The organism is Mycobacterium sp. E3198, assembly GCF_001667015.1.
In the GTDB taxonomy this organism is placed as follows: Bacteria; Actinomycetota; Actinomycetes; order Mycobacteriales; family Mycobacteriaceae; genus Mycobacterium.
This window is the reverse complement of the sequence record NZ_LZIS01000083.1, coordinates 1-5,506: the sequence shown is the minus strand read 5'-3', so window position 1 is coordinate 5,506 and position 5,506 is coordinate 1. Positions and strand designations below refer to the sequence as shown.

The following is a 5,506-nucleotide window of genomic DNA, read 5'->3' as shown; positions in this document are numbered from 1 at the left end:
GGAACACGAACGCGGCGTGAGCCTGGACGGGGGCGTGGTGCCCATCGTGCCGGGCGCCGTGATCTTCGACCTGCCGGTGGGCGGCTGGGGCTGCCGGCCGACGGCCGAGTTCGGCTACGCGGCGTGCGAGGCCGCGGGCGCGGGACCGACGGCCGTCGGGACCGTCGGCGCGGGGGTGGGGGCGCGCGCCGGGGTCCTCAAGGGCGGGCTCGGGACGGCCTCGGTGACGTTGACGACGCCGGCCGCTCCCGGCGTCACCGTCGGCGCGATCGTCGCCGTGAACTCCGCGGGCGACGTCGCCGACCGCGCGACCGGCCTGCCCTGGATGGCGAGCCTGAGCGACGAGTTCGCCCTGCGGCCGCCGCCGGCCACGCAGATCGCGGCGTACGCGGAGTTGCCGTCGGCGCCGAAGCCGCTGAACACCACGATCGCCGTCGTCGCGACCGACGCCGCGCTGAGCGCCCCGGCGTGCCGGCGGGTCGCCATCGCCGCGCACGACGGCCTGGCGCGCACCATCCGCCCGGCGCACACGCCGGTGGACGGCGACACGGTGTTCGCGCTCGCGACCGGGGCGGTCGAGGTGGCCCCGGCCGTCGATGCCAAGCCGGTGCCCGCCGCGTTCTCGCCCGAGACGGCGCTGATCGCCGAGGTGGGGGCGGCCGCGGCCGACTGCCTGGCCCGCGCGGTGCTGGTCGGGGTGTTCGCCGCCGAAGCGGTGGCCGGAATCCCGGCCTACCGCGACGTGTTGCCCGGGGCGTTCGGCTGACGGCGGCAACTGCGCCGGTAGCCTGGACGATGCCGAGAACGCGTGAGAAGGGCAGCTATGACCCAAGGACATCCGCGGGCGTCAGCGAACCCGTCGAAGAAGCGACCCCAGTGGGCGGTCGGCGGCGCCACGATCCTCACCTTCGTGGCGTTGCTGTACCTCGTCGAGCTGATCGACCAGCTGATGGGCGGCAGGCTCGATTCCAACGGCATCAGGCCGCTGACGACTGACGGCCTGTGGGGCATCGTCTTCGCACCGGTCTTGCACGCGAGCTGGCAGCACCTCGTCGCCAACACGGTGCCACTGTTGGTGCTCGGATTCCTGATGACGCTGGCGGGATTGTCCCGCTTCGTCTGGGCCACGGTGATCGTGTGGATCCTCGGTGGGTTCGGCACCTGGCTGATCGGCAACGTGGGAAGCGCGTGCGGTCCCACCGACCACATCGGCGCTTCGGGCCTCATCTTCGGGTGGCTCACGTTCTTGCTGGTCTTCGGGATATTCGTGCGCAGGTTCTGGGACATCGTCATCGGCGTGGTCGTCTTGTTCGTGTACGGCGGCGTCCTGCTGGGTGCGATGCCGGTGCTGCACCAATGCGGTGGTGTGTCCTGGCAGGGCCATCTGAGCGGCGCGGTTGCCGGCGTCGTCGCCGCGTATCTGTTGTCCGGTCCGGAGCGCAAGGCCCGCGAAAAGAAGGCCGGCGCGCGGCGGCGCAGGACATGAGCTCGCGGTTGGCGCCCGTCGGCGTCTTCGACTCCGGCGTCGGGGGGCTCACCGTCGCGCGGGCGATCATCGACCAGCTGCCCGACGAGGACATGATCTACGTCGGCGACACCGGCAACGGTCCCTACGGTCCGCTCCCCATTTCCGAGGTCCGCGCCCACGCGCTGGCCATCGGTGACGACCTCGTCGAGCGCGGCGTCAAGGCGCTGGTGATCGCATGCAACACCGCGTCGGCGGCCTGCCTGCGCGACGCCCGCGAGCGCTACGACGTGCCCGTCGTCGAGGTGATCCTGCCGGCGGTGCGCCGCGCGGTCGCCACCACGCGCAACGGGCGCATCGGCGTCATCGGCACCCGGGCGACCATCAACTCCCACGCCTATCAGGACGCCTTCGCCGCCGCCCGCGACACGGAGATCACCGCGGTGGCCTGCCCGCGGTTCGTCGACTTCGTCGAGCGCGGGGTGACCAGCGGCCGGCAGGTGCTCGGGCTGGCCGAGGGCTATCTGGAGCCGCTGCAGCGCGCGCGGGTTGACACGCTGGTGCTGGGATGCACGCACTATCCGCTGCTGTCCGGGCTGATCCAGCTGGCGATGGGCGAGAACGTGACGCTGGTTTCCAGCGCCGAGGAGACCGCCAAGGAAGTCCTTCGGGTGCTCACCGAACACGACCTGCTGCGCCCCCATGACGCGCCGCCGGCCACCCGCGTGTTCGAGGCCACCGGCGACCCCGAGGCGTTCACCAAATTGGCGGCGCGCTTCCTCGGTCCCGCGGTGACGGGTGTTGCGCCGGTGCGGCAATCCCGCGCCCGCTAGCGCCGTGGGGAGATTCTGGTCACATCAAAGCGGCCATGTTTTCTCCATCGTGCGATCGGGCATGGCACAGTAGTGCCTGTGCGAATAACCGTGCTCGGCTGCTCGGGCAGCGTGGTCGGTCCGGATTCGCCGGCATCGGGTTATCTGCTTCGGGCACCGGATACCCCGCCGCTGGTTCTCGACTTCGGCGGCGGTGTGCTGGGCGCGCTGCAGCGCTATGCCGACCCCGGCTCGGTCCACGTGCTGCTGTCGCACCTGCACGCCGACCACTGCCTGGACGTGCCGGGCCTGTTCGTGTGGCGCCGCTATCACCCGTCGAAGCCGCTCGGGAAGGCGTTGCTGTATGGCCCGGGCGACACCTGGTCGCGGTTGGGGGCCGCGTCGTCGCCCTACGGTGGCGAGATCGACGATTGTTCGGACATATTCGACGTCCATCACTGGGTGGACGGGGAGCCGGTGGCCTTCGGCGCGGTCACGGTGACGCCCCGCGTGGTGGCGCATCCGACAGAGTCGTACGGGTTGAGGATCACCGATCCCAGCGGCGCGTCGTTCGTCTACAGCGGTGACACCGGCCTGTGCGATCAGCTCGTCGAGCTGGCGCGCGGCGCCGACGTCTTCCTGTGCGAGGCCTCCTGGACGCACGCGCCGGATCGCCCGCCCGCGCTGCACATGTCGGGCACGGAGGCCGGCCGGGTTGCGGCACAGGCCGGCGTGCACGAGCTGCTGCTGACGCACATCCCGCCGTGGACGTCCCGCGAGGACGTGATCAGCGAGGCCAAGGCCGAGTTTGACGGTCCCGTGCACGCGGTGGTCTGCGGTGAGACGTTCGACGTCCGCCGCTCCGAAAGGGTCTGAGCACCCGGCGTTGGCTAGGGTTACTGGGTGTCCAAACGAGAAGACGGCCGCCTCGACGACGAGCTTCGCCCCGTGGTCATCACCCGCGGATTCACCGACCACCCGGCGGGTTCGGTACTGATCGAATTCGGCCACACCAAGGTCATGTGCACCGCCAGCGTGACCGAGGGCGTGCCGCGCTGGCGCAAGGGATCCGGCCTGGGGTGGCTGACCGCCGAATACGCAATGCTGCCGTCGGCCACCCACTCCCGGTCCGACCGCGAATCGGTGAAGGGCCGGCTGAGCGGCCGCACCCAGGAGATCAGCCGGCTGATCGGCCGGTCGCTGCGGGCGTGCATCGACCTGAGGGCGCTGGGGGAGAACACGATCGCCGTCGACTGCGACGTGTTGCAGGCGGACGGCGGCACCCGCACGGCGGCCATCACCGGCGCCTATGTGGCGTTGGCCGACGCCGTGACCTATCTGTCGGCGGCGGGCAAGCTGTCGGACCCGCGCCCGCTGTCGTGCGCCATCGCGGCGGTCAGCGTCGGCGTCGTCGACGGCAGGATCCGGGTGGACCTGCCGTACGAGGAGGACTCGCGCGCCGAAGTCGACATGAACGTCGTCGCCACCGACACCGGGACCCTGGTGGAGGTCCAGGGGACCGGCGAGGGCGCGACGTTCCCGCGCTCGACGCTGGACAAGTTGCTCGACGTGGCGCTGGCCGCGTGCGACCAGTTGTTCGCCGCTCAGCGCGAGGCGCTGGAGCAGCCCTACCCGGGCGTGCTGCCGGAGGGGCCCACGCCGCCGAAGGCGTTCGGCACCTGAGTCGCCTGTCAATAGTCTCGAGCGACCCTGGTGGTTGTTCAGTCGCTCCGGGTGCGGGATTCGAACTTGTATCGGCGTGCCGACAGATTGCCAGCACGACTTCCGCGTCGCTTGTGTGGTTGGGATGACTTTGGTCTCTTACGCGGCAGACCCGGGCGAGGAGACGATGACGACACGAGAACAGACCTCGTTTGGAGTTCAGGAGGATGGACATCGTGATGGAGGCGCTGCAGGGCTTCCCCGACGGCGTGGTGGCATTTGCTCTCCACGGGCATCTGACTGAGGCGGACTACGAAAAGGTGCTGATACCGGACATCACCGAGAAGCTGACTCGACATAAGAATCTGCGGGCCTGCACCGAGATCGCAGCCGATGTCGCCGGAATCGATCCCGGAGCCCTCTGGGAAGATACGAAGCTCGGTCTCAGTCACTTCTTCGATAGCGCACGAATGGATCGTTGAATCCCAACAGTCAGTTGCGATCACAACGTCAACCCCTAAGGAATTAATTGATGGTGAGTCGGCCGGTCCCAGTTGAACATGCTTTTCTCAATACGCCGTGGTGGGCAATGGGGCAGATGACGCATACGCATGCGGAACCGCGCATCAACGAAGTTGCGACCCGCGCGAGGGCAGGTTTGCTGAATATCATCTCGGCAATCACGATCGCATTATTGCTTTTGCGCCCGGAAACCGATCCGGTGATCATTGTTGGACCGCTCGTGCTGTTCGACATGTTGGCTGCGGCGGTTACCGGCTTGACTCCGTTCAGCCCGACCGGAGTTCTGGGCACAGCGCTAACAATGCACATTCGCCCGGTGTGGAAACCAACGCGGCCGAAGCGGTTTGCCTGGTTGCTCGGTGCCGCGTTGGCAGCGACGTGTCTTGCCATGCGCCTGTTCGGGGCATCGCCCGTAGCGATGGCGGCCGTTGTCGCGGTCTGTTTTGTCCTGACGTGGTCGGAGGCCACCCTGGGATTTTGCGTGGGCTGCTACATGCATAAATTGATCTGGGGTTGTGAAGACTGCGAGGTCCCTTATGTCAGGGGAGTAGCACCACGATCGGCAATAAACCTGGAAAGTCGCGTGTAGGCTCAGGGCCCCACTGCAGGCGTTGCAAGTCAGGCATCCGCGACACGAGAACAAGCCCGAGGTGGTTCCTGCAGAAAATGATGACCACGTTTCGGATTGATTGGTGACCAAGGTGTTGGTTGCCAGCCGCAACCCCAAGAAGCTGGCCGAGCTGCGCCGGGTGCTCGACGGCGCCGGCCTGTCGGGCCTGGCGTTGGTGTCGCTGAACGACGTCGCGCCGTTCGACGAGGCGCCCGAAACCGGTGCGACGTTCGAGGACAACGCGCTGGCCAAGGCGCGCGACGGGTTCGCGGCGACGGGTCTGGCGTGCGTGGCCGACGACTCCGGTCTGGAGGTGGCGGCGTTGAACGGGATGCCCGGCGTGCTGTCGGCGCGCTGGTCCGGTGACCACGGCGACGACTCGGGCAACACCTCACTCTTGTTGGCGCAGCTGCGCGACGTCCCCGACGAACGGCG

General features: G+C 68.4%; 8 protein-coding genes. All 8 read left to right on the top strand.

Annotated features, from left to right (window positions below; all coding sequences use genetic code 11):
• Nucleotides 1-766 (top strand): P1 family peptidase (locus A5673_RS09230; RefSeq protein ID WP_068230254.1); only part of this gene is annotated, 766 nt, incomplete at its 5' end.
• A 57-nt stretch (nucleotides 767-823) separates the two neighbouring features.
• The gene (locus A5673_RS09225) at nucleotides 824-1,486 is read left to right on the top strand and encodes a rhomboid family intramembrane serine protease (protein WP_068230251.1); all 663 of its coding nucleotides are present in this window, start codon (nucleotides 824-826) and stop codon (nucleotides 1,484-1,486) included.
• A complete protein-coding gene (murI, locus tag A5673_RS09220) occupies nucleotides 1,483-2,298 on the top strand; it encodes a glutamate racemase (protein WP_068230248.1) in 816 nt (271 codons plus the stop codon). The genes A5673_RS09225 and murI overlap by 4 nt, the downstream gene beginning before the upstream one ends.
• Before the next feature lie 72 nt (nucleotides 2,299-2,370).
• Nucleotides 2,371-3,153 (top strand): cyclic nucleotide-degrading phosphodiesterase, encoded by a 783-nt coding sequence (locus A5673_RS09215; protein WP_068230245.1) that lies wholly within the window; start codon nucleotides 2,371-2,373, stop codon nucleotides 3,151-3,153.
• 27 nt (nucleotides 3,154-3,180) lie between these two features.
• Nucleotides 3,181-3,960 (top strand): ribonuclease PH, encoded by a 780-nt coding sequence (rph, locus tag A5673_RS09210; protein WP_068230242.1) that lies wholly within the window; start codon nucleotides 3,181-3,183, stop codon nucleotides 3,958-3,960.
• A 206-nt stretch (nucleotides 3,961-4,166) separates the two neighbouring features.
• A complete protein-coding gene (locus A5673_RS09205) occupies nucleotides 4,167-4,421 on the top strand; it encodes an STAS/SEC14 domain-containing protein (RefSeq protein WP_156748033.1) in 255 nt (84 codons plus the stop codon).
• Between the two features lie 50 nt (nucleotides 4,422-4,471).
• The gene (locus A5673_RS28295) at nucleotides 4,472-5,050 is read left to right on the top strand and encodes a DUF4395 family protein (RefSeq protein ID WP_231970971.1); all 579 of its coding nucleotides are present in this window, start codon (nucleotides 4,472-4,474) and stop codon (nucleotides 5,048-5,050) included.
• A 100-nt stretch (nucleotides 5,051-5,150) separates the two neighbouring features.
• Nucleotides 5,151-5,506: non-canonical purine NTP pyrophosphatase (locus tag A5673_RS09200; protein WP_304442559.1), on the top strand; the 356-nt coding region annotated here is incomplete at its 3' end.

What these genes read in the sequence shown, in the direction of transcription:
- murI (WP_068230248.1), top strand. Translation starts at nt 1,483, where the DNA reads ATGAGCTCGCGGTTGGCGCCCGTCGGCGTCTTCGACTCCGGCGTCGGG.
- A5673_RS09205 (WP_156748033.1), top strand. Translation starts at nt 4,167, where the DNA reads ATGGACATCGTGATGGAGGCGCTGCAGGGCTTCCCCGACGGCGTGGTG.
- A5673_RS28295 (WP_231970971.1), top strand. Translation starts at nt 4,472, where the DNA reads ATGGTGAGTCGGCCGGTCCCAGTTGAACATGCTTTTCTCAATACGCCG.
- A5673_RS09225 (WP_068230251.1), top strand. Translation starts at nt 824, where the DNA reads ATGACCCAAGGACATCCGCGGGCGTCAGCGAACCCGTCGAAGAAGCGA.